Source organism: Haliea salexigens DSM 19537 (assembly GCF_000423125.1).
GTDB classification, from domain to species: Bacteria; Pseudomonadota; Gammaproteobacteria; order Pseudomonadales; family Halieaceae; genus Haliea; species Haliea salexigens.
Genome location: NZ_AUHJ01000014.1, coordinates 24,123 through 45,479 on the forward strand (window position 1 = coordinate 24,123; position 21,357 = coordinate 45,479).

Annotated in this window: 23 protein-coding genes; 10 read left to right on the top strand and 13 right to left on the bottom strand. The window is 63.5% G+C overall.

Translation table 11 applies throughout. From position 1 onward, the window contains the following. Nucleotides 1-10: 10 nt before the first annotated feature. From mreC to G533_RS0115085, 5 genes are read left to right on the top strand one after another with little or no spacing between them, the layout of a single operon-like run. Nucleotides 11-865: a rod shape-determining protein MreC gene (mreC, locus tag G533_RS0115065; protein ID WP_084639033.1), complete on the top strand. Its 855-nt coding sequence runs from the start codon at nt 11-13 to the stop codon at nt 863-865. Continuing rightward, complete coding sequence (mreD, locus tag G533_RS0115070; RefSeq protein ID WP_027950677.1) at nt 862-1,350, top strand: rod shape-determining protein MreD; 489 nt, start codon at nt 862-864, stop codon at nt 1,348-1,350. The genes mreC and mreD overlap by 4 nt, the downstream gene beginning before the upstream one ends. A gap of 2 nt (nt 1,351-1,352) precedes the next feature. Then, complete coding sequence (locus G533_RS0115075; protein WP_027950678.1) at nt 1,353-1,943, top strand: Maf family protein; 591 nt, start codon at nt 1,353-1,355, stop codon at nt 1,941-1,943. Next, entirely contained in the window at nt 1,936-3,108 is a 1,173-nt protein-coding gene (locus G533_RS0115080) for a ribonuclease E/G (RefSeq protein ID WP_027950679.1), read from the top strand. Before G533_RS0115075 ends, G533_RS0115080 begins: the two co-directional genes overlap by 8 nt. Then, nucleotides 3,101-7,030 carry a YhdP family phospholipid transporter gene (locus tag G533_RS0115085; RefSeq protein ID WP_027950680.1) on the top strand — a complete coding sequence of 1,310 codons (3,930 nt, stop codon included), beginning with the start codon at nt 3,101-3,103 and terminating at the stop codon, nt 7,028-7,030. The genes G533_RS0115080 and G533_RS0115085 overlap by 8 nt, the downstream gene beginning before the upstream one ends. Here the strand turns inward: G533_RS0115085 and yjgA are convergent. The 13 genes from yjgA to G533_RS0115150 form a co-directional block, all read right to left on the bottom strand. Then, nucleotides 6,958-7,524: a ribosome biogenesis factor YjgA gene (yjgA, locus tag G533_RS22235; RefSeq protein ID WP_035528433.1), complete on the bottom strand. Its 567-nt coding sequence runs from the start codon at nt 7,522-7,524 to the stop codon at nt 6,958-6,960. The two genes, G533_RS0115085 and yjgA, sit on opposite strands and share 73 nt — an antisense overlap. After that, nucleotides 7,517-8,866 (bottom strand): magnesium transporter, encoded by a 1,350-nt coding sequence (mgtE, locus tag G533_RS0115095; protein WP_027950681.1) that lies wholly within the window; start codon nt 8,864-8,866, stop codon nt 7,517-7,519. The genes yjgA and mgtE overlap by 8 nt, the downstream gene beginning before the upstream one ends. A 96-nt stretch (nt 8,867-8,962) precedes the next feature. Further along, entirely contained in the window at nt 8,963-9,232 is a 270-nt protein-coding gene (locus tag G533_RS0115100; protein ID WP_027950682.1) for an HPr family phosphocarrier protein, read from the bottom strand. Between the two features lie 2 nt (nt 9,233-9,234). Continuing rightward, complete coding sequence (gene rapZ / locus G533_RS0115105) at nt 9,235-10,089, bottom strand: RNase adapter RapZ (RefSeq protein WP_027950683.1); 855 nt, start codon at nt 10,087-10,089, stop codon at nt 9,235-9,237. An 8-nt stretch (nt 10,090-10,097) separates the two neighbouring features. Continuing rightward, complete coding sequence (gene ptsN, locus G533_RS0115110) at nt 10,098-10,556, bottom strand: PTS IIA-like nitrogen regulatory protein PtsN (protein ID WP_027950684.1); 459 nt, start codon at nt 10,554-10,556, stop codon at nt 10,098-10,100. Nucleotides 10,557-10,565: 9 nt separating this feature from the next. Continuing rightward, nucleotides 10,566-10,853, bottom strand: a complete 288-nt coding sequence (gene hpf, locus G533_RS0115115) for a ribosome hibernation-promoting factor, HPF/YfiA family (protein ID WP_027950685.1) — start codon at nt 10,851-10,853, stop codon at nt 10,566-10,568. A gap of 108 nt (nt 10,854-10,961) precedes the next feature. Then, nucleotides 10,962-12,455, bottom strand: coding sequence for an RNA polymerase factor sigma-54 (locus G533_RS0115120; protein WP_027950686.1), 1,494 nt, complete (start codon nt 12,453-12,455; stop codon nt 10,962-10,964). Between the two features lie 140 nt (nt 12,456-12,595). After that, entirely contained in the window at nt 12,596-13,321 is a 726-nt protein-coding gene (gene lptB / locus G533_RS0115125) for an LPS export ABC transporter ATP-binding protein (RefSeq protein WP_027950687.1), read from the bottom strand. Further along, nucleotides 13,299-13,877, bottom strand: coding sequence for a lipopolysaccharide transport periplasmic protein LptA (gene lptA / locus G533_RS22240; RefSeq protein WP_051230425.1), 579 nt, complete (start codon nt 13,875-13,877; stop codon nt 13,299-13,301). The genes lptB and lptA overlap by 23 nt, the downstream gene beginning before the upstream one ends. Further along, a complete protein-coding gene (lptC, locus tag G533_RS0115135) occupies nt 13,858-14,418 on the bottom strand; it encodes an LPS export ABC transporter periplasmic protein LptC (protein ID WP_027950688.1) in 561 nt (186 codons plus the stop codon). The genes lptA and lptC overlap by 20 nt, the downstream gene beginning before the upstream one ends. Then, nucleotides 14,418-14,957: a KdsC family phosphatase gene (locus G533_RS0115140; RefSeq protein WP_051230427.1), complete on the bottom strand. Its 540-nt coding sequence runs from the start codon at nt 14,955-14,957 to the stop codon at nt 14,418-14,420. The genes lptC and G533_RS0115140 overlap by 1 nt, the downstream gene beginning before the upstream one ends. Beyond that, entirely contained in the window at nt 14,941-15,918 is a 978-nt protein-coding gene (locus G533_RS0115145; RefSeq protein WP_035528437.1) for a KpsF/GutQ family sugar-phosphate isomerase, read from the bottom strand. The genes G533_RS0115140 and G533_RS0115145 overlap by 17 nt, the downstream gene beginning before the upstream one ends. A gap of 8 nt (nt 15,919-15,926) precedes the next feature. Then, complete coding sequence (locus G533_RS0115150) at nt 15,927-16,910, bottom strand: calcium/sodium antiporter (RefSeq protein ID WP_027950691.1); 984 nt, start codon at nt 16,908-16,910, stop codon at nt 15,927-15,929. A 155-nt stretch (nt 16,911-17,065) separates the two neighbouring features. Here G533_RS0115150 and G533_RS0115155 point away from each other — a divergent pair, with 155 nt between their 5' ends. From G533_RS0115155 to hisD, 5 genes are all read left to right on the top strand, one after another. Further along, a complete protein-coding gene (locus tag G533_RS0115155) occupies nt 17,066-17,728 on the top strand; it encodes an MlaC/ttg2D family ABC transporter substrate-binding protein (protein ID WP_027950692.1) in 663 nt (220 codons plus the stop codon). 158 nt (nt 17,729-17,886) lie between these two features. Continuing rightward, nucleotides 17,887-18,129 carry a BolA family protein gene (locus G533_RS0115160; RefSeq protein ID WP_338035408.1) on the top strand — a complete coding sequence of 81 codons (243 nt, stop codon included), beginning with the start codon at nt 17,887-17,889 and terminating at the stop codon, nt 18,127-18,129. A 22-nt stretch (nt 18,130-18,151) separates the two neighbouring features. After that, nucleotides 18,152-19,414, top strand: a complete 1,263-nt coding sequence (gene murA, locus G533_RS0115165; RefSeq protein ID WP_027950694.1) for a UDP-N-acetylglucosamine 1-carboxyvinyltransferase — start codon at nt 18,152-18,154, stop codon at nt 19,412-19,414. 7 nt (nt 19,415-19,421) lie between these two features. Next, nucleotides 19,422-20,057 carry an ATP phosphoribosyltransferase gene (gene hisG, locus G533_RS0115170; protein ID WP_027950695.1) on the top strand — a complete coding sequence of 212 codons (636 nt, stop codon included), beginning with the start codon at nt 19,422-19,424 and terminating at the stop codon, nt 20,055-20,057. 1 nt (nt 20,058) lies between these two features. Continuing rightward, complete coding sequence (hisD, locus tag G533_RS0115175) at nt 20,059-21,354, top strand: histidinol dehydrogenase (protein WP_027950696.1); 1,296 nt, start codon at nt 20,059-20,061, stop codon at nt 21,352-21,354. Nucleotides 21,355-21,357: the final 3 nt, after the last annotated feature.

A 21,357-nucleotide genomic window follows, 5' to 3' on the forward strand; every position in this document is an offset into this window, starting at 1 on the left:
GGGGGCTGATATCAAGCCGCTATTCCTCAAGGAATCCCATCTTGGTCTGCGCATCTCGCTGGCGGCCTTGGTCGTGGTGAGCCTGATCGCCGCTGACCTGCGCTATAACAAGCTTGAAAACGGCCGCGCGATACTCGATACGCTGGTGGCCCCGGTAATCTGGGTCGCCGACATCCCGGCACGCCTCGTGGAGTGGCAGGACACGCATATTCGCTCCCGCGGGCGTTTGCTGGAAGACAATGGCCGGCTGCAGCGGGAAAACCTCCTGCTGCAGGGCCGTTCACTGCAAATGGCCTCACTGCAGGCGGAAAACACCCGCCTGCGCGGGTTACTCAACTCCACGGCCATGCTGCGCAATGACGTGCTGGTGGCGGAGCTGATTGGCGTATCCCCCGACCCCATGCGGCACCAGCTGGTGTTGAACAAGGGCAGCACAGAGGGCGTGTATGTCGGGCAGCCACTGATCGACGCCGACGGGCTGATGGGCCAGGTGGTGGAGGTTGGCGAAGTGACGTCCCGTGTGTTGCTGTTGACTGATCTTACGCACTCCGTGCCAGTACAGGTGAACCGCAATGGTGTGCGCGCTATCGCCGAAGGCACCGGCTCGCTGGATGCACTTGAAGTGCAGCACATCTCGGCAACGACTGATATTCGTGAAGGCGACCTGCTGGTCAGTTCTGGCCTCGGGGGCCGTTTCCCTGTGGGCTACCCGATCGCAGAGGTTGTGCTGGTGCAGAGAGACCCGGGTCAGGCCTTCGCCCGCGTGCTGGCGCGGCCCACCGCAGCCCTCAACCGAAGTCGTCATGTGTTGCTGGTATTCACCAACGCGACAGAGGAAGCGGCGCCCACGCAGGATCTGCCGTGACGGCCGGCAACGGGGTGGTGTTTACCGTCGTTGTGGCGAGTTTTCTGGTTGCCGCCCTGTTGGCTGTGGTGCCGTTGCCGGAGTGGTTGCAATGGGCACGCCCGGAATGGGTTGCCCTCACATTATTGTACTGGTGCCTTGCGCTGCCGCACCGGGTGGGCATATTTACCGCGCTGCTGCTCGGCGTGCTGGTGGACGCCCTGGAGGGGGCGGTGCTCGGGCAGAATGCATTTTCACTCACGGTGTTGGCGCTATGCGCCCTGCTGGTGTATCAGCGCCTGCGGGTCTTTAGCCTGTGGCAACAGTGTGGAGTGGTGTTTGTCGTCATTGGGTTGCACCAGCTGATCGGTCAGTGGGTGCAGAACCTCGAGGGGGCAGGTGCGCGCAGCCTGCTGTTCCTGCTACCCGCACTGTCCAGTGCCTTGCTCTGGCCGGTGGTGTTGCAGGTGTTGCGCAGTGTGCGCCGCTATTACCGGATTGCCTGATCATGTCACTTCTGATTCTCGCCTCTGCCTCGCCGCGCCGTCAGGAACTGCTCGCTCAACTCGGCGTGCATTTTGCGGTGGATCCGGCTGATATCGACGAAACAGCGCAACCGGGTGAGGGGGCGCAGGACTACGTTGTGCGCATGGCGCGGGAAAAGGCCGCTGCGGTGCGCAGCCGCCGCGGCTCCGGTGAGCTTGTGCTCGCCGCGGACACCACCGTGGTGATCGACGACGATATTCTCGGCAAGCCTGCCGACCATTTCTCCGGCCTCGGTATGCTCGCCCGCCTTAGCGGGCGCACCCACCAGGTCATCACGGCTGTCTGCCTGGCACATGCGGATGGCTACGCCGAGTTTGCAGTGGAAACCCGCGTCACCTTCGTCAACCTGACCCGGGAGCTCTGCGAGAGCTATCTCGCAACCGATGAGCCCTGGGATAAAGCGGGGAGCTACGGTATCCAGGGGCTGGGTGGTGCCCTGGTGCGCGGTATTGAGGGCAGCTACAGCAATGTGGTGGGTATGCCCCTGGCAGAAACCCGGGAGCTGCTCGCGGCTCACGGTGTCGCCGGTCGCCTCGGGCCCGTCGATGCATGACGAGATACTGATCAGCGCCAGCGCCGATCGGCAAGGTATGGCGCGTGTGCGCGGTGGAGCACTGCAGGAGTTGTGTCTTGAGTGGCGCGACGGTTCCGCTCGGGTCGGCGCCATTTATCGTGGTTACGTGACGCGGCTACTCCCGGGAATGGAGGCCGGCTTCGTGGAATTGGCACCCGGGTTGCAGGGCCTGTTGTCGCTGCCCGAGCGCGCGCCTGACGGGCGCTCATTGCCCGCTCTGCGGCAGGGACAGAAGCTGCTGGTGCAGGTTACCCGTGACGCCGTAGGGGACAAGCAGCCCCGTCTTGATCTCGATCTGGCCTTGCCCGGCCCCCACCTTGTGCTGCTGGCGGGGCATTCGCGCCCATCCCTCTCGCGCCGAATCGAAGATCCGGCAACCCGCCGCCGGCTGGGCAGCCTGCTGGCAGAGCTGGCGGCGGACGTCGAGGGCGCGTCGCTGCTGGCGCGCACAGCGTCGGCAGATGTTGCAGAGTCGCTACTGCGCGACGAGGCTGCCCGGCTTGCGACGATCTGGCGCGAGCTGCAAGACGCGGGCGCGCGGGACGCTCCCGCGCAGCGCGTTTGGCCGGAATTGCCATTTGCCCAGCGAGTGTTGCGGGACTACGGCGGGCCGGTGCCGCGTGTGATTCGGGTGGACGACACCGACACGGCAGACGCGCTGCGCGCCTGGTGTGCACTGCAGCGACCCGCACTTGCACCGCTGGTAGAACACAACGGCGGGAGTCTTTCATTGTTTGCGCGCCACGGTGTGGACAGGGCCATTGAGGCGCTGCTGCAGCCTCGGGTTCCGCTGCCCTCCGGGGGCAGTTTGATCATCGAGGAAACGGCAGCGATGACGACCGTGGACGTTAACACCGGCGCCAGCAGCGATCGCAGCGATGCCGCACTCACGGCCAATCTGGAAGCGGCGGAAGCTATTCCCCGACAGTTGCGGTTGCGCGGCATTGGCGGTCTGGTGGCGGTCGATTTTATTTCGCTCGCCGAACCCGCGGCGTGGCGGCAGGTGGTGGCGTTGTTGCAGCGGCTGCTGGCAGAAGATGGCACCTGTGGTCGTGTGCACCGGGCAGACCCGCTGGGAGTGGTGCTTTTCACCCGCAAGCAAACGGGCCCCTCGCTTTCCGCAGTGGTCGCTGCCGGTGACTGAACCCCTGTCCATCTACCATCGCATAAGTCGCTTGCTGTGGCGGGGTATGGTCGCCACGGTGGTTGCGCTGGCGGTGTATGTGAGCGCGGGTCGTGTGCTGGTGGGCATGGTTGCAGCAAACCAGCAATGGCTTATACAGAACCTGAGTGCGCACGTGCCGTTTCATATCGAGCGCGGTGCATTGGCGGCAGAATGGCACGGCTTTGGCCCGGAGCTGGTTTTCCGCGATCTGCAACTGGTTTTCGCGGACGGTGAACCACTGACACTCGGCGGTGGCCGCGTCGCCATTGATGTGTGGGGTAGCCTGTTACAGGGCTCGTTGCGGATTGGCCATTTACGTCTCAGCGAGTTGTTGCTGTCGGGGGAAATTACGGCAAGCGGTGAATTCAGGCTCATGGGGCTGGGCGGTAGCGGCGGCGATGCCGCAGCGCGCTTGCGGGCTCTGTTGCTCGATAGCCGGCATGTGACCCTCGAAAACAATACGCTCTACCTGCAGTCTCCGGCCGCGCAACAGGAAGTGTTGAGCCTCAACCTGGCCCTGCAGCGCGACGGTAGCCGTCGGCAACTGCGGGCCACGCTGGACGCGGTGGATGGCAGCCACATTCGCGTACTCGCAGATGGCATTGGCGACCCGCTGTCCCCCGCGCGCTACGACGGCGTGGTGTATATCAACGCGGCACTCGCCGACCTCGCGACACTCGACCGCTGGCGGCCGCTCTGGGGGCAGCCGTTGCCGCTCGGTGCCTCGGGCAAGGCGCTGGTGGAGGGCTGGCTGGACTGGAACGGCGAGATGTCGGATTTACGCTGGAGGCTGTCGGGCGAGGATCTGATCTTGCGAGGGGCAACGGGAGGATGGTCGCTGCCGGTGGACCGACTCAGTCTGGAGGCGGGCCTGCAGCAGCAGGGTCAGCGGCTGGGTGTTTTCGTCTCTGACCTGCAGATTACTCACGCGGGCAGTCAGCTCGCGGTACCGCGGTTGCAGATTGACGTCTGGGGCGACTCTCTGCGTGTGCGCGGGCGCGCGTTGCCGCTGACCGAAACTGCAGGTCTGGTGCAAGCGGCTGGCGTGTTACCGGAGGGCCTCGCCACGGTACTGAGTGACCTGCAGCCCGGCGGTGAGTTGCGCGAGCTGCAGTTTACCCTCGACGACATGACGACGGACCTGCCTGCGTGGGCCCTGTCGCTAGGCTTTGCCGATGTATCCCTCGCGTCCTGGCGCGGTGCGCCTGGCGTCACGGGCGCCAGTGGTCACCTGCAGTTGGCGCCGTCGCGCGGCCACCTGACGCTCGACAGCGAGAATATCGCGCTGGACTTCCCCACGGTGTTCAGCGAGGCGCTGGCTTACCGCGAGCTGTTTGGCAGCCTGGACATCGCGTGGTCAGAGACCGGCGTGGCGCTCGACAGCGGCCTGCTTACCGCTGTGGGTGAGGAGGGGGAAGCGCACGCGCTGTTGGGTTTGTGGATTCCACTGGCGGCCACGCAGACCGGGATTGAAATGGATTTGCTGGTGGGTCTGCGCGATTCGGATGCGCGCTATCGGCAGCGCTACCTGCCGCATATTCTCGATGACAAGTTGTTGACCTGGCTCGAAAGCAGCGTGCAACGGGCAACGCTCGACGCCGGTGGATTTATCTGGCGGGGCAGTTTGCGTCCTGGCCTGTCCACCCGGCGCACGGTGCAACTGTTCTTTGCGCTGCGCGATGCCGAGCTGGCCTATCACCCTCGCTGGCCCGCCTTGTCCGTACCTGAAGGCACCGTGCTGATTGATGATGCCCAGGTCAGCGTCTGGGCGGATCAGGCCCGGCTCTATTCCTCTGCAGTCAGCGGCGTGTCTGCGGAAACCTGGCGTACACCGGCGGGGCGGTTGCGGTTGGCCATTGCGGCCAGTGGCAAGGGCAGCGCCGCAGATGGACTCAGGGTCATCAATGAATCGCCCCTCGACGATACGATGCAAGGCGCACTGCAGCAATGGTCCGCAACAGGCGACCTGCAGCTCGACCTCTCGCTCGATTTACCACTTGAGGACGCCGGCTTGCCAACACAGGTGGCACTGGAGGTTGCCCTGGCGGACGGTGAACTCGCCATTCGTCCCGGGGGGCTGGATATCGACGGGCTGGCGGGCCAATTGCGGTATACCAGCGCGGAGGGGTTTGTCGCCGAAGGCGTCACGGCCCGGCTGTGGGGGCGTGAGCTCGATGTCACACTGACGCAACATGCCCACGGCGCCGAAGGAGAAGCCTCAGGGGTGAGTGTGGCGCTGGCTGGCGATATTGCCATGGCGTCGTTGCGTGACTGGCTGGGGGGCGCACTCCCGCAGTGGGTGGCGGGTGAAGCACCGGTGACGGCAACACTGGAGTTTGTGCCCGGAGCCCGGCCACAGTTACGGGCGCGCTCATCCCTGCTCGGGGTTGCGCTGGCGCTGCCGGAAACCTGGGGTAAGCCGCCCGACGAAGCCCTCCCGTTTACGCTGGATAGCAGCCTGGGCAGCGGTCCGCTGCTGCTGGAACTGCGTGCAGCCGATCGAGCGTGGGCGCGGGCGGTGCTGCGCGAAGGTGAGCTGGATGCCGTCTCCCTCGGCCTGCAGGACCAGCCGCTGCCGCCTGTGTCAGGGACCCTGCGCCTTTCCGGTCATGCAGCCCTGCTGGATATTGATGCCTGGCACGCCGTTCTTGCGCCGCTAATGCCGCCCACATCGGCGCCCGCAACCGCAACCGCCGCAGCGCCCCTGCAGCTGGACGTGGAGCAGCTTTTGGTGGATAGCCTGCTGTTTGCCGGCCAGGATTGGCGGGACACACTGATTGATGTGCAGCAAACGAGCGCCGGCTGGCGCGGTACCCTTGAGGCGCCCTGGTTGCGTACGGCGGTGAGTGCCGACACGGGCCTGTCCAGCCTGGTGTTGAATGTCGACTGGCTGGATGTTGCCGGCCTGGGGGGTAGCGGCGGCGATGCCCCCGATCCCGGCGCCATCAGCGATTGGCCGGATATTGATGTTGCCATTGCCGAGCTGCTGCGTGGCGGTCGCCCCCTGGGCCAGCTGTCGTTCGCCCTGCGCCCGGGAGAGCGGCGCCTGCAGGTGCAGCAACTGCAGGGCCGGCTAGCCGATTTGCAGATTGCGGCTGACCCTGCCCCCGAGCTGTCCTGGTCTGACCAGGGGACGCGCCTGCGCATGGGTCTGGTCGCCGGTGACCTGGCTGCTACGCTGACGGCGCTGGGTTACGAGGCTATTGTCGAAACGGAACAGGGCCGTTTCGATGTCGATATGCAGTGGCCCGGCGCGCCCCAGCAGTTCTCCCTGGCGGATGCCAGCGGTGGCCTGACGCTGGCGCTTGAGAACGGTCGTTTCCTGAGTGCCTCAGCGGGCACGTCGGGCGCGCTGCGGGTGGTGAGTATTCTGGACCTGGCGGATATTGTGCAGCGCCTGAGCCTGACGCAGTGGTTTGAGTCAGGTATTCCCTTTGACCGCATGAGCGGTGAATTGCGTGTGCAGGACGGCGTTATTCGCGTGCCGCAGATCGCGGTAACCGGCGCTGGCTCCAGCTTCCGTTTCAGTGGCCGCTCGAATGTCGCCTCGCGGGAGCTTGATGGGGAGCTTGTCGCCACGCTGCCGGTCGCCAATAACCTGCCCTGGGTCGCCGCCCTCACTGCGGGGCTGCCCGTGGCGGCGGGGGTGTTCGTGGTCAGCAAGCTGTTCGAGAAGCAGGTCTCGCAGCTGTCCAGCGCCGTCTACCGCATTTCTGGAACGTGGCAGGAGCCCGCGGTGCGGCTGGACCGTATATTCGACACGCGGGACGGGGCTGAGAAGGAGCTTGTTGTGCCTGCGCCCGAGCCAGCCGCAGACGGCCAGTCAACTCAGGATGCGTCGTCGTCGCCCGCTTCCGCCGCTGCGCCTTCGCCGGCAGCCGATGAGAGCTCGCGCAGATAGCGAAACAGCTTGCGCGCGGCGGCGGGGGCCTGGCCACGCTTTTGTTCTCGCTGCGCCTGCAGCAGCAGGTTGCGCAGGTGTTGACGATCGGTTGCCGGCCAGCGCTCCACCACGTCCCCGATGGTGTCCGGGCCCTCACTGAGGAGCCGGTCACGCAACTGTTCCAACCCCTTGAAGTGCGCTGCGTGGCGGTGCTGTTCCTGATCCATGGCACTGAGTGCCGCGGCTATGGGCTCGGCGTCGATGTCGCGCATGAGCTTGCCGATAAACTGCAGGTGACGGCGGCGTGCGCTGTTGGAGGATATCCGCTGCGCTTCGTGAATGGCCTCCAGGAGGCGCGCATCCTCAATGGGGACTTTCTGCAGCTGTTTGTCACTGAGTGCCGTGAGCGCCTCGCCGAGATTCTGCAGCGCGGTCATGCGCCGCTTGAGCTCACTTTTACTCGGCGGCTCCAGCGCATCGGGGTCATCGTGCGGGGGGGTGTAATCAGGCATAGAACCAGGTCGCCAGGCCAAGGAATGAGAAGAATCCAACAACGTCAGTCACTGTGGTCAGCACCACGCCGCCCGCAAGTGCCGGATCGATTTTCAGCCGCTTGAGCAGCAGCGGCAGGGCAGCGCCGGTGAAGGCGGCAGTCACGAGGTTGATGATGATAGCCAGGGCGATGATCAGGCCCAGCGTCCAGTCCTGAAACCAGGCGGATGCCGCCACCGCGACCACAGCAGCCCACAGGAGGCCGTTGAGGATGCCGGCCCCCACCTCCCGGTGGATCAGCCAGGACTCGTTGTTCTTGCTGACCTGGCCCAGGGCAATACCGCGCACCATCACGGTGAGGGTCTGGGTGCCGGCGATGCCCCCCATGGAGGCTACGATGGGCATTAACACTGCCAGTGCCACGACTTTCTCGATGGTCTCCTGGAATACGTTGATCACCGACGCTGCGATAAACGCCGTGAGCAGATTGATGCCCAGCCAGATTGCGCGACGGCTCGCGGTGTTGAGCACCGGCGCGAACGTGTCGGTGTCTTCTGCCAGGCCGGCCATCGAGGTCAGCGAGTGATCGGCGTCTTCCCGAATCACGTCCACCACGTCGTCAATGGTGATACGACCGAGCAGGCGGCCATCGTCATCGACCACGGGGGCGGATACCCAGTCGTTGCGCTCAAACAGGCGCGCCACTTCATCGTCGGGCATGGCGGCAGGAATCGGCGGCACATCGGTGAGCATCATTTCGCGCACGGTGGCCGACGGATCGGATACCAGCAGGGTGTTCAGCGGCAGCAGCCCGATGAACTGGTCGTTGCGATTCACAACGATCAGGTTGTCGGTCATGGCCGGGATTTCGTTGTGTCGACGCAGGTAGCGCAGCACCACATCCAGCGTCAGTGGCGGACGTATGGTGATGGTGTCCGTGCTCATGAGGCCACCGGCGGTATCGTCCGGGTAGTTCATGACCTGTTCCAGCCGGGTGCGGTCCCGCTGGTCCATCGAGTCGAGAACTTCCCGGGTTACCCGGTCCGGCAGCTGCTGCAGGATATCGGCGAGGTCGTCGTCCTGGAGGTGTTCGGTGATCTGTGCGACTTCCGCCGCATCCATGTCACTGAGGAAATGCGCACGCAGCTCGTCGCCAAGCTCATTGATGACGTCACCCTCATTCTCCAGCTCCACCATCTGCCAGAGGATGTGGCGGAATTTGGGCGGAGAGGATTCCAGCAGGTGCGCAACATCAGCGGCGGGAAGCCCGTTGAGCATGCGCTTGACGTCTGCAAACGTGCCACTCCCCAGCGCCTGGGACAGGCGTTCAAGTCTTGCCTGTGATGATGAGGGCTGCGCCATGAGTCACGAATCCGCGGAAATAGGGCTGGTGGCAGTGAGTGCAGGATTATCCGGCAAAGCGGCCGGTGGAACAACGTGGCAGCGGGTCAGTGTGACCTATTCACCTTCGTCGAAGCGGTTTTCGACCAGTGTGCGCAGGGCTTCCAGTGCCGCTTCCTCATCGTGGCCGTCCACTTCGATATCGAGCACGGTACCCTGGCCGGCTGCCAGCATCATGATGGACATGATGCTTTTGCCGTCGACCATCTCGCCATCGCGACCCGCCCTGACGCTGCTGCTGTAGGCGGCGGTGCAGCTGACAAACTTGGCCGCCGCGCGCGCGTGGAGGCCGAGTTTGTTGATGATGGTCAATTGTGTCTGTATCACGTCTACTGCAGTTCCCGGTGCCGAATGTGAACCTGCGGGTACTGCTCCTTGTAGTGCCGGTAGAGCCTGGCCGCAAGATATACTGACCGATGTTGACCACCGGTACAACCGATCGCCACGGTCATATAGCTGCGGTTACTGTCACGGTAGCTGGGGAGCCAGCGGTCCAGGTAGGCGCAAATACTGTCGAACAGATCGCCGGTCATCGCCTGGGATTCCAGGAAGTCGCGCACCTCCGGGTCGAGCCCGTTCTGCAGACGCAGTTCCTTCACCCAGTGCGGGTTGGGTAGCATACGCACATCGAACACCAGGTCGGCATCGGTGGGTACGCCGCGCTTGAAGCCGAACGACTGAATCAGCAGCGACATGCTGCCCGAACTTTCGCCAATCAGGCGCTGGCGCACCGCATCGCGCAGTTCATAAATGGTCATCTGGCTGGTGTCCAGCACCAGCGCTGCGGCGCTGGCAATAGGCTCCAGCAGCTCGCGCTCGCGCTCGATGGCCTCGGCGAGGGGCATTTGCTCGCCGCTCAGCGGGTGTTTGCGCCGGGTTTCGCTGAAGCGCTTGATCAGCACGCTGTCCTGCGCTTCGAGGAACAGGATCTCGCTGTTTACCGTGTCCGGCAGCGCATCGACAATGGCGTTGAAATCCTCGAGGTTACGCCAGGCGTTGCGTGCATCAATGCACACCGCCGCGCCGCGAAAGTGCTCGAACCCCGGGCGGCTGGCCTCATCCACAAGTGCCGGCAGCAGTGCGGCTGGCAGGTTGTCGATGCAGTAGAAGCCCTCGTCCTCGAGCTGGTGCAGCGCTGTGCTCTTGCCCGATCCTGAGCGCCCGGAAATGATGACCAGATGCATGGGTTAGGTCAGGCCTGCCATTCGGTAGCGCGCTGGAACAGTACGCGGCTATCCGGTGCGTCGCGCAGGGCTTCGCAGAAGCTGGACTGGCTGAAAAGCCGGGCGATGCGGGCGAGAATTTCCAGATGGGTCTGGTGTGCCTCTTCGGGTACCAGTAGCACAAACAGAATGTCCACCGGCAGATCATCCGGCGCATCAAAATCGATGGGTTCTTCCAGCGTCACCAGGCAACCGATGGGCTGGTTGCAGTTGGCGATACGGCAATGTGGTATGGCGATGCCCGCACCGAGGCCAGTGCTGCCGAGGCGCTCCCGTGCGATGAGCTGGGCGAAGATGTCTGCCTCGGTGATTCCCGGGCTGTCCTCGCTCACCACGCTGGCCAGTGTTTCGAAAAGCCGTTTTTTGCTGCTGCCGGGGGCCCGGCAAACCGTGCGCCCCGGCGTCAGCAGTTCAGAGAGAACATGCATGGATAGTTCCTAACGGGCTCGCGCCTTCTCTTTGTGTTTGATGAGTTGACGGTCGAGTTTGTCCGCCAGTGCATCAATGGCGGCGTACATGTCCTCCGATTCCGCTGCGGCAAAGATATCCGCTCCGGAGATGTGAATATTGGCTTCCGCCTTCTGTACCATTTTTTCTACAATCAGGGTGACTTCGGTGTTGGTTATCTGGTCGAAATGTCGCTGCAGGCGCTCGAACTTACTTTCTACATACTCACGCAGCGCGTTGGTAACCTCTACGTGGTGGCCGCTGACGTTCAATTGCATACCTGACTCCTTCTTCAGATGAAACCCGGGCTGGCCGCCCGGAACCGGTGTGTCGCTGACGTTTGGCGGCACACCTGACAACGTACTGCCGGGCAGTACACTGATAGTCTAGACCAATCTCTTGCGCTCATTGGATGGCGGGATCATCAGCATCTCGCGGTATTTGGCCACGGTGCGCCGCGCCACCTGCAGGCCCTGTTCCTCCAGGACGCCGGCAATCTTGCTGTCGCTCAGCGGCTTGCGCGGGTTCTCCGCTGCCACCAGCTTGCGAATGAGGGCCTTGATGGCGGTGGAAGAGGCCTCGCCTCCCTCGGTTGTGCCCACGTGGCTGGAAAAGAAATACTTCAGTTCGAAGATGCCCCGTGGCGTGTGCATGTACTTGCGCGTTGTGGCGCGGGATATGGTGGATTCGTGCATTTCGATGGCCTCGGCGATGTCGTGCAGCACCAGAGGCTTCATGGCTTCTTCGCCAAACTCGAGAAAGTTGCGCTGATGTTCCACGATCTTGCTGGCCACCTTCATCAGGGTTTCGTTGCGGCTGTGCAGGCTCTTCAGAAACCAGCGCGCCTCCTGCAGGCTGTCCTTGAGGAAGGTGTTGTCGGCGCTGCTGTCCGCGCGGCGAATCAGGCTCGCGTAGCTGTCGTTGATACGCAGTTTCGGTGCGATGTCAGGGTTGAGTTCGACCACCCAGCGGCCTTTGCGCTTGCTCACGAATACATCGGGTACTACATATTCCGTGGTGTCCTCGCCGACGCTTTGGCCGGGGTTAGGGTCCAGCGTGCGAATCAGGTCGAGGACGGCTTTCAGCTGCTCTTCCGTGAGGCGCATGCGGCGCATGATCTGCTTGTAGTCACCGCTGCCCAGCTGTGCCATGTGCCGGCTGATCATCAGCTGCGCCTGTTCAACGCAGGGTGTAGTGGCTGGCAACTGCTGCAGCTGTACCAGCAGGCATTCCTGCAGGTCGCGCGTGCAGACCCCCGCGGGCTCGAATTGCTGCAGGCAATGCAGCACGGCGACGACCTCGTCGAGGTCGATATCCAGTTCCGGGGTGAGGGCCTCGTGAATGTCCTCGACAGTGCTCTGCAGGCGTCCGTTGGCATCGGTGGCGTCGATGATCGCCATGGCAATAATACGGTCGGTGTCAGACAGCCGGGTCAGGTTGAGCTGCCACAATAATTGGTCCTGCAGGCTGTCGCGCGCGTTGTTGCGGGCGTCGAAGTCGCCGTCGAAGGCATCGTCGCCCTGACTGGCCGGGGCCGAGGAGGAGGGCAGCAGGTCATCCCACTGGGTGTCGACGGGGAGCTCATCAGGCAGGCTGTCGGTTTGCCACTCCTCGGTGCTGGCGCTGGTGTCGCGCTCGGGCGCCGTGTGCTCCGCACCTGCCTCGCCGGTGGACTGGCTGTTCTCAGTGGCCTGCGCGCTGGCTTCGGCCTCGGCATCGTAGTCGTCTTCAGCCAGCTCCAGCAGCGGGTTGCTGTCCAGGGCCTGCTGAATCTCCTGCTGCAAATCCAGGGTGCTCAGCTGCAGCAGTTTGATAGCCTGCTGCAGCTGGGGCGTCATGGTCAGCTGTTGGCCGAGCTTGAGTTGGAGAGACTGTTTCATCACAGGGCTGAATTCATCCCGGGTACCGCCTCGGGTTGGCAACTGTCTGCAGTGTAGCGCCGGCGGATGCGGCCACGCAACAGGATGGCGCGAAATTTGCTTAAGCGCTGCGCGGCCCCCCTTGGCTGTATGGGTATGATCTACAGCCTGAAGTGCTCACCCAGGTACACTTTTCTCACCCGGGGGTTGTCCAGCACTTCCTGCGCGGTGCCTTCGGCAATGATATGACCCTCGCCGACGATGTAGGCACGCTCACAGATATCCAGCGTTTCGCGCACGTTGTGGTCGGTAATCAGAACACCGATGCCGCGTTTGCGCAGGTGGATGATGATGTCCTTGATGTCGGATACCGAGATCGGGTCGACACCGGCAAATGGCTCATCCAGGAGGATAAAGTCGGGTTCGGTGGCCAGAGCCCGGGCGATTTCCACGCGGCGTCGCTCCCCACCGGAAAGGGCCTGTCCGAGGCTGCTGCGCAGGTGGGTCAGGTGGAATTCCTCAAGCAGCCGGTCGCAGTGGGCCAGTCGCTCTGCCTTGCCCAGATCAGGCCGCGTTTCGAGAATGGCGAGCAGGTTGTCCTGTACGCTGAGCTTGCGAAAAATGGAGGCCTCCTGTGGCAGGTAGCCCAGGCCGCGCCGTGCACGATCGTGCATCGCCAGGGAGGTGATGTCCTCGCCGTTGAGCTCAATGCGCCCGGCATCCGCGGTAATAATGCCGACCACCATGTAGAAACACGTTGTCTTGCCGGCGCCGTTGGGCCCCAGCAGCCCCACCACCTGCCCGCTGGACAACTCCAGCGACACATCGATCACAACTTTGCGGCCGCGGTAGGCCTTGGCCAGGTTACTCGCTTTCAGTTGCGCCACGTGCCGCCTCTTCCCCTTCGCCGTCCAGTGCGTCCGCCGGGATAACGACTTCCACACGGCCGCCATCCTCGCGGCGCCCGGCATCGGCCTTGACCCGCTGTTCCGCCATGAAATAGTCGATAGTGTTGCCGGTCACGATGGAGCCTTCCTGCTCGATGCGCGCCTCGCGGCTCAGTTTCACCCGCTCCTGCGACTTGAAATACTCAATACTGAGCGCCGCGGCGTGGATGACGGCCTTGTCCGTGGCAGGCTGCTGTTGCAGTCGTGCGGGGCTGCCTTCAGCCACGATACGGTCAGCCGCTTCCTGTCGATGAAAGATGGTGAGCTTGTTGGCCTGAATCTGCAGGCTGCCCTGCTGCAGGCGTACATTGCCGGTGTACTCGGTATAGCCCTCGCGCTCGTCGCGCAGGGCCTGGTCGGCGCTGATTCGAATTGGCTGCTCGCGATCGCTGGGGAGAGCCTGGGCGGCGCTCGCCAGCAACACTGCTATGACCGCAAGCCCGATGCTGACAGCACGCGGGCCAATGCGACTCCCGTCAGGAGCCCTCTGGAACATAGATACCCTCCACGCCAGGCGTCAGGCGTATGGTTTGATGCTTCAGGTCTGCGTACATCCCGTCGGCGGTAAGCACGTTGTTGCCCTGCGTCAGCTTGACCGGCACTTCTGACTTCGCCCTGCGTTGTTGCAAGTGCAGTGTCATGGCTCTGGTTTCGAGCACGCCGCCGGCCTTGTCGTCGGTCAGCACCACGTCGTCGCGCAGGATAAGCACGCTGGTGCGGTGCTTGAGCCTGCCCCGTGCGGCGCTGGCCGACCAGGTCTGGTCATCGCCATCGTGGGAATAGAATCTTGGCCGGACCAGGTCTGAGACCTGCGTATCAGCGAGATGTTCCACCCGCGCGGCTTCCATGACCTGGGTCAGCGAACCGTTCTCCGCATAGGTCAGGCTGCGCGAGTTTAACAGATAGGTTTGCACAATATCGGCCGGCTGTGCGACCGGGCGCCGCTCCAGGGGGCCGCCGCCGGTAAACCCGAGATACCAGGCTGCAACACCCACCAGTGCAACCGCCAGCAGCCATGGACGCTTGCGGCGCTCCATCAGCCGAACTCCGCCAGCAGGCTGTCCCATTGTCCCCGTGCGTGCAGCAACCACTCTGCGGCTTCGCGCACAGCACCCGCGCCGCCGGGGGCGACGCTGCACCAGTCTGCGGCGGCGCGTACGTCGGTGACGGCATCGGCCACCGTCAACCCCAGGCCTGCGGCGCGTATGGCGGCGAGGTCGGGCAGATCGTCTCCCATGTACGCGCATTCCGCCAGGGTGAGACCCAGCCGTGCGCAAAGCTCCTGCAATGCATTCAGTTTGTCGTCACGGCCCTCCATCAGCTCGACGATGCCGAGTTCGCGGGCGCGCCTGGCGACCATATCGGAGCGTCGACCGGTGATGATCGCTACCTGTACGCCACAGCGTTGCAGCAGCTTGATACCGAGTCCATCCTTAATGTTGAAGGACTTCAGCTCGCTGCCATCGCTGGCGTACGTCACGCGGCCATCGCTGAGTACGCCGTCAACGTCCAGTGCCAGCAGTTGCACGGCCAGCGCAGTGTGTGGCGCGGTGGCCATATCAGGCGATGCCCGCATGCAACAGGTTCATCAAGTGAATGACTCCGACCATGTGGTCACCGCGTTGCACTACGAGGGACGTGATCTTGTTTTCCTCCATGATACGCAGTGCCTCCGCCGCCAGCATGTTGGGGCCAATGGTCTTCGCGCCCCGCGTCATGAGCTCGCTGATGGGGGTGTTGCGCACGTCCACGGCCTCATCCAGTGCTCGCCGCAAGTCGCCATCGGTGAAGATGCCGACCAGCACATCCTCAGGGCCGGTGACCGTGGTCATGCCCAGGCCCTTGCGACTGATTTCCAGCAGCGCGGCGGAGAGTGGGGTGGAGGGTTCCACGCGGGGAATAGCCGTGCCGGTGTGCATGACGTCTTCCACCTTGAGCAACAGCTTCTTGCCCAGTGTGCCGCCCGGGTGCGAAAAGGCAAAGTCCTCGGCACTGAAGCCGCGTGCCTCCAACAGCGCGATAGCCAGCGCATCGCCCATCACCAGCGCCGTGGTCGTACTGGAGGTGGGTGCCAGATTGAGTGGGCAGGCCTCGGTGTCGACGCCCGTATCGAGGTGGGCATCGGATGCTTCAGCGAGCGGTGAGGCCGGGTTACCGGTCATGCTGACCAGCGGAATGCCGAGTCGTTTCAGCAGCGGCAACAGGGTGACGACCTCGGGCGAACGACCGCTGTTGGACAGTGCAATCACCGCATCGTCGGCGGTGATCATGCCGATATCCCCGTGGCTGGCCTCGGCGGGGTGCACATAAAATGCCGGGGTTCCTGTGCTCGCCAGGGTCGCGGCAATCTTGCTGGCGATATGCCCGGACTTGCCCATACCGGTCACGATCACGCGGCCGGTCACGCCCAGCAGCAACTCACAGGCATGGGCGAAGCTGGCGTCGATGCGCGGCTCGAGTTGGGCTATGGCATCGCGCTCCATGCGAATGGTGCGCTGCGCGGAAGCGATGTGGGCATCGGGGTCGTGTGCGTGCATGGCAGGGCTCAGGCCTGGCGGGTCCGGTACAGCCAGTAATAATACAGGCCGTAACCCGCCAGTAACAGTAGGCCCAGGCTGCGGCCGATGTAGGCGTAGCCTCCGTCACCGGATTTGCGCCGCCCGCGGCTGAGGTACACCGCCGCCGCCAGCAACAGGGTCATTCCGGCCATGGTCAGGTAGTCGCGATACAGCACAAGTTCACTCAGGACCTGCGTCTCGATGAGGCCTGGAATGGCCATCACGGCTAGCAGGTTGAACAGGTTGGAGCCAATGACATTGCCCACGGCGATATCGGCATGACCGCGCAGGGCGCTGGCCACGGTGGCCGCGAGTTCCGGCAGGCTGGTACCGATGGCGACGATGGTCAGCCCGATAATCAGCTGTGACACGCCGAGTTGCTCGGCAATACCGGTTGCGCCCCATACCAGCAAGCGTGAGCTCGCGACCAGCAGTAGCAGACCGCCGCCGAACTTGAGCCAGGCAGTACGCAGGGGGGCGGGCTGGCGCGTCAGCTCGGACGCTTCCTGCAGCAGCTCGGGGTCGGTGGCTTCGCCGCGCAGCATGCTGGTCATGATGACCGCAAGGGTGGCGAGCATGACAATGCCGTCGACGCGGGACAGTTCGCCATCAATGAGCAGCACTGCGGTTCCCAGCGTAACCAGCAGCAGGGTGGGAAGCTCGCGCCGCATGCAGCCGGGGTGCACTTTTAGCGGTGCAATCAGCAGGGTCATGCCCAAAACCAGTCCGATGTTTGCAATGTTGGAGCCGATGGCGTTACCGATCGCCAGTTCGCCGGCATCGGTGAGCGCGGCAGTCAGGGAGACGAGGATTTCGGGAGCCGAGGTGCCAATGGATACAATGGTCAAGCCGATGATGATCGGTGACATGCCGAGGTTGGCCGCAAGCGCAGCGGCGCCCGCGATGAACACGTCGGCGCTCCAGATGAGAATCAGGAACCCGATAACAATGGCAGCTGTTGCTAACAGCATAAACATGCAAATCCTGTTAAAGTAGCGCGCTTTCACAACCATGGAACTGCAGCTGGCGCCGCGTTGTCAAAAACCGCAACGGCCTGCGGTACCGGGTTGTGGGTGCGCAGTATACAGAGCGCCGGCCGGCATGTAATGACATTCAAGGATAACGTATGACCCAATTGCTGCAGTGGGTTGCAACCCTGTTCATGGTTGTGGCCGTTAACGTACAGGCTTCCGAGTCGGTTGCGACACGGGGTGCGCACGATGTGGTGCGCGAGGCCACGGACCAGGTCATGTCGGCGGTCAGTGAAGCTGATGACTACATGGACACAGAACCCGAACGCTTCTACGACAACTTACAGTCCATTCTGGATGACGTGGTGGACTTTCGCGGCTTCGCGCGCGGTGTGATGGGTCCCTACGCCAGTGTGGAGCGCTACCGCTCGCTGGATGCTGCGGGTCGCGACCAGCTGCGAACGCAACTGGAGCGCTTCACCGAGGTGATGCGTGAGGGCCTGGTGCGCACCTATGGCAAGGGCCTGCTGGCGTTTGGCGGCTCGAGGATCGAAGTGCCGGACCTGAGCGATGAAGAAGCGGCGGGGCCTCGCGCCGCGGTGCGACAGCTGATTTACAACAGCGGTGCGGAGCCCTATGTTCTGGTGTACCACATGGGCCGCGATCGCGATGGCAGTTGGAAGCTGCGCAATCTGGTTATCGAGGACGTCAACCTCGGGGAGATCTATCGCAGTCAGTTTGAAGCCTCTGCGCGCAAATACGACGGCGACCTCGATACCGTGATCGCCCAGTGGTCGGCCGTGGACATCGACGGTTGAAGACGAGGCGGTTGGCCGGCCACAGCGTTGGCTTCCACAGCATCGGCTGCCGCAGCATTGGCTGCCACAGCATCGGCTGCCGCAGCGCTCGCCACTGACCGGCGATTCGCCTAGAATGCGGCGTTTTGCGCCATATTGAGATATTTCGGGGACAATACATGATGGACGCGGCAACGGTATCAGCGCTGCTCGAGAATCATCTGCAGGGGTGCCAGGTGCAGGTAGAAGGGGCGGGCAACCGCTACGATATCACGGTGATTGGTGCGGTATTTGAGGGCAAGCGCCCGGTGCAGCGGCAGCAACTCGTGTACGCGGGCCTTGCCGAGCAAATCGCTGACGGCAGTATACACGCGGTCAATATTCGCACGTTTACCCCCGAACAATGGGCCGCGGACAGTTGAGTCCCTTCGGCAGGAGCATCTAGTGGACAAACTGGCTATTCGCGGCGGGCATCGCCTGCACGGCGAGCTGCGCATTTCCGGTGCCAAGAACGCGGCACTGCCTATTCTCGCCGCCACCTTGCTGACCGATGAACGGGTAACGATCAGCAATTTGCCGCATCTGCATGACATCACCACCATGATCGAGCTGCTTGGCTGCATGGGCGTCAAGCTCACCCTGGACGAAAAAATGGGCATTGAGGTGGACGCCAGTGACGTCACCGAGTTTTCCGCGCCCTACGAGCTGGTCAAGACGATGCGCGCCTCGATTCTGGTGCTCGGACCCATGGTGGCTCGATTTGGCCGCGCGCACGTGTCATTCCCCGGGGGTTGTGCCATTGGCAGTCGCCCTGTGGACCTGCACCTCAAGGGCCTGGAGGCGATGGGTGCGCAGATCACCGTTGACGGCGGCTACATCAATGCTGAGGTCGATGGCCGCTTGCGCGGTGCCCGCATCGTGATGGAAACCGTCACCGTTGGTGGCACAGAGAACATCATGATGGCGGCAGCGTTGGCTAACGGGCGCACCGTGATCGAGAACGCTGCCCGCGAGCCGGAGGTCGTGGACCTCGCCGAATGCCTGATCGCCATGGGCGCGCGCATCAGCGGTCACGGCTCCGACACCATCACCATTGACGGGGTGGAGCGTCTGCACGGCTGCCAGTACCGCGTGATGCCCGACCGTATAGAGACCGGTACCTATCTGGTGGCCGCCGCCGCGACCGGCGGGCGCATCATGTTGCGCGACACCTGTCCTCACGCGCTGGAGGTGGTGCTGGCCAAGCTGGCAGATGCCGGTGCGCGGATGGACCAGGGGGAAGACTGGATTTCGCTGGATATGGAAGGCCGGCGGCCGCGTGCGGTGAGCGTGAAGACCGCACCTTACCCGGGTTTCCCCACTGACATGCAGGCCCAGTTCACGGCGATGAATGCCATCGCCGAGGGTACGGCAACGGTGACCGAGACAGTCTTTGAAAATCGCCTGATCCAGACCCATGAAATGAACCGTATGGGCGCGCATATCGTCATCGAGGGCAACACGGCGATCATCACCGGACAGCCGGGGTTGCAGGGTGCGCCGGTTATGGCCAGTGACCTGCGCGCGTCCGCGAGTCTGGTGATCGCCGCACTGGTCGCCCAGGGAGAGACGATCATCGATCGTATCTACCACATTGATCGCGGTTACGAGTGCATCGAGGAGAAACTGCAGGCACTGGGGGCGGATATCCGCCGCCTGTCGAGCTGAGGCCGCTATGGCGCAACCACTGACCATGGCCCTGACCAAAGGGCGCATCCTGCAGGAAACCCTGCCCTTGCTGGCCAGGGCCGGCATCGAGCCGCTGGAGGATATTCACAGCAGCCGCAAGCTGATCTTTGCGACGACGCGCGAGGACATCCAGCTGGTGGTGATTCGCGGTACCGATGTGCCCACCTATGTGCGCCACGGCGCGGCGGACATCGGTGTGGTGGGCAAGGATATTCTGCTTGAGCACGGTGCCGAGGGGCTCTATGAACCCCTCGACCTGGGCATCGCCCGCTGCCGTTTGATGACTGCCGGGCCTGTAGGCTGGTCGGCCTCGGGCGCGCGTGTGCGGGTGGCCACCAAGTTCGTCAATATCGCCCGTCGCCATTTTGCCGCGCAGGGTGTGCATGCCGATGTGATAAAACTCTACGGTGCGATGGAACTCGCGCCGATGATGAACCTGGCGGATCTGATTGTGGATATTGTCGATACGGGGAATACCCTGCGTGCCAACGGTATGGAGCCTCTGGACGAGATCGCGCACATCAGTTCCCGATTGATCGTCAACAAGGCCTCCATGCGCGCGCGTTACCGTGTTGTACAGGATCTGATTGAGCGCCTGGCGGCGGCAGCCGGGGACAACTGACATGCAGCGCCTGGATACCCGCAGTGCAGACTTTGTTCAGCGCCTGGAAGCACTGACAGCCTGGGAAGAGGGGCTGGACGCCTCGGTGGAAGCGGCTGTGGCCGAGATCATCGCGGCTGTGCGCCAGCGCGGTGACGCCGCCCTGCTGGAATATACAGCGCGCTTCGATGACCGCTCGCTGTCCAGCGCGGCGCAACTCGAGGTGTCGCCGCAGCGCCTGCAGGAGGCGCTGGCGACGATCCCTGCGCCGCAGCGGGAGGCCCTGGAGCAGGCCGCTGCGCGGGTGCGCAGTTATCACGAGCATCAACGGCAGGCCAGTTGGCAGTACCGGGATGACGAGGGTAATCTGCTCGGCCAGCAGATCACGGCGTTGGAGCGCGTCGGTATTTACGTCCCCGGCGGCAAGGCCAGCTATCCCTCGTCGGTACTCATGAATGCCCTGCCGGCGCGCGTGGCCGGGGTGGAAGAGATCATCATGGTAGTGCCGGCTCCGGGCGGCGAACTCAATGACCTGGTGCTCGCCGCCGCCGCGATTGCCGGAGTGGATCGCGTGTTCACGCTGGGCGGCGCCCAGGCGGTCGCGGCACTCGCCTACGGTACTGCCACGGTGCCTGCGGTGGACAAGATCGTTGGCCCCGGCAACATTTATGTCGCCACCGCCAAACGGCAGGTGTTCGGCCGGGTGGGTATCGATATGATCGCCGGCCCCTCGGAAATACTGATCGTCTGCGACGGCTCCACCGACGCCGACTGGGTTGCGATGGACCTGTTCTCACAGGCGGAGCACGATGAAAACGCCCAGTCACTGTTGCTGTGCCCGGATGCGGGCTACATCGAGCGCGTGGCAGAGAGTATCGAGCGTCTGCTGCCGACAATGGAGCGCGCCGATATTATTCGCGCTTCTCTGACGGGCCGTGGAGCACTGATCCTCACCCGCGACCTCGCCGAGGCGGTCGCAGTCAGCAACCGCCTGGCGCCGGAGCACCTCGAGCTGTCGGTCGCGGACCCGGAAGCGTTACTGCCGCACATACGCCACGCCGGCGCGATTTTCATGGGCGCCTATACCTCGGAAAGCCTGGGCGATTATTGCGCCGGCCCGAACCACGTGCTGCCCACCTCGCGCACGGCCCGCTTCTTTTCACCGCTTGGCGTTTACGACTTCCAGAAGCGCAGCTCGCTTATCATGTGCAGTGAAGCCGGGGTGCAAACCCTGGGTCGTGTTGCCTCGACGCTTGCGCGGGGCGAGCGCCTGACGGCCCACGCCCGCAGCGCGGAACTGCGCCTGCACGACGACTGATGT

Excerpts from the sequence above, each read along its gene's own strand:
- G533_RS0115075 (WP_027950678.1), top strand. The coding sequence starts at position 1,353 with ATGTCACTTCTGATTCTCGCCTCTGCCTCGCCGCGCCGTCAGGAACTG.
- G533_RS0115080 (WP_027950679.1), top strand. The coding sequence starts at position 1,936 with ATGCATGACGAGATACTGATCAGCGCCAGCGCCGATCGGCAAGGTATG.
- yjgA (WP_035528433.1), bottom strand. The coding sequence starts at position 7,524 with ATGCCTGATTACACCCCCCCGCACGATGACCCCGATGCGCTGGAGCCG.
- mgtE (WP_027950681.1), bottom strand. The coding sequence starts at position 8,866 with ATGGCGCAGCCCTCATCATCACAGGCAAGACTTGAACGCCTGTCCCAG.
- rapZ (WP_027950683.1), bottom strand. The coding sequence starts at position 10,089 with ATGCATCTGGTCATCATTTCCGGGCGCTCAGGATCGGGCAAGAGCACA.
- ptsN (WP_027950684.1), bottom strand. The coding sequence starts at position 10,556 with ATGCATGTTCTCTCTGAACTGCTGACGCCGGGGCGCACGGTTTGCCGG.
- hpf (WP_027950685.1), bottom strand. The coding sequence starts at position 10,853 with ATGCAATTGAACGTCAGCGGCCACCACGTAGAGGTTACCAACGCGCTG.
- G533_RS0115120 (WP_027950686.1), bottom strand. The coding sequence starts at position 12,455 with ATGAAACAGTCTCTCCAACTCAAGCTCGGCCAACAGCTGACCATGACG.
- lptA (WP_051230425.1), bottom strand. The coding sequence starts at position 13,877 with ATGTTCCAGAGGGCTCCTGACGGGAGTCGCATTGGCCCGCGTGCTGTC.
- lptC (WP_027950688.1), bottom strand. The coding sequence starts at position 14,418 with ATGGAGCGCCGCAAGCGTCCATGGCTGCTGGCGGTTGCACTGGTGGGT.
- G533_RS0115140 (WP_051230427.1), bottom strand. The coding sequence starts at position 14,957 with ATGCGGGCATCGCCTGATATGGCCACCGCGCCACACACTGCGCTGGCC.
- G533_RS0115145 (WP_035528437.1), bottom strand. The coding sequence starts at position 15,918 with ATGCACGCACACGACCCCGATGCCCACATCGCTTCCGCGCAGCGCACC.
- G533_RS0115150 (WP_027950691.1), bottom strand. The coding sequence starts at position 16,910 with ATGCTGTTAGCAACAGCTGCCATTGTTATCGGGTTCCTGATTCTCATC.
- G533_RS0115155 (WP_027950692.1), top strand. The coding sequence starts at position 17,066 with ATGACCCAATTGCTGCAGTGGGTTGCAACCCTGTTCATGGTTGTGGCC.
- G533_RS0115160 (WP_338035408.1), top strand. The coding sequence starts at position 17,887 with ATGATGGACGCGGCAACGGTATCAGCGCTGCTCGAGAATCATCTGCAG.
- hisG (WP_027950695.1), top strand. The coding sequence starts at position 19,422 with ATGGCGCAACCACTGACCATGGCCCTGACCAAAGGGCGCATCCTGCAG.
- hisD (WP_027950696.1), top strand. The coding sequence starts at position 20,059 with ATGCAGCGCCTGGATACCCGCAGTGCAGACTTTGTTCAGCGCCTGGAA.